The 686-nt window shown below is 75.7% G+C and carries 1 pseudogene; it reads left to right on the forward strand.

The window, feature by feature from the left end:
- Positions 1-686: pseudogene (locus tag AC27IO_RS25085) on the forward strand (translocation/assembly module TamB domain-containing protein); the annotation flags it as partial.

Raw genomic sequence — 686 nt, forward strand, 5'->3', positions numbered from 1 at the left:
CCCGGCTGGCCGCGCCGCGCTTCGACGTCTCCCTGCCCGCCAGCGGCTCGGCTGCGCCCATGGCCGTACGGCTCACGGCGGTGCGCGCCGAACTGGCCGGCGGATTGCCCCAGTCCACGCTGTCGCTGGACGGCGAGGCACGCGTGGACCGGCGCCGACTGGACCTGCGCCTGCGCGGCACCGCGGGCACGGCCGCCCCCGGGCAATGGAACGCGCAGATCACCGAGTTGCGTGCGCAGGCCCGCGACGAACAACTGCCCGGCCCCTGGACGGTGCAGTTCAACCAGCCGCTGTCCGTTGCTCTGCGCCAGTCGCCCAGCCTGCAGGTGGAGACCTCGGGCGGCCAGGCCACCGTCTCCGGCCCGGCGCCGGGGCAGGTCACGCTGCACTGGGAGCCCGTCCGCTTTGCCCAGGCCGCCAATGGCGCCATCGCCTTGCGCACGCAGGGCCGCCTGCAGGGGTTGCCCATGGCGTGGACCGAAGCGTTCGGCCCGCAAGGCCAGGAAGCCCTGCAGCGGCTGGGCCTGGCGGGCAACCTCGTGTTCGACGGCGACTGGGACGTGGATGCGGGCGACACCCTGCGCGCCAGTGCCAGCGTGCGGCGCGCCAGCGGCGACATCCGCGTGCTGGCCGGCAGCGCCGCGCCCGCCACGACGGTGGTGCACAGCAGCGGCCAGGGCCAGGGC

Source organism: Acidovorax sp. KNOB132 (genome assembly GCF_057541515.1).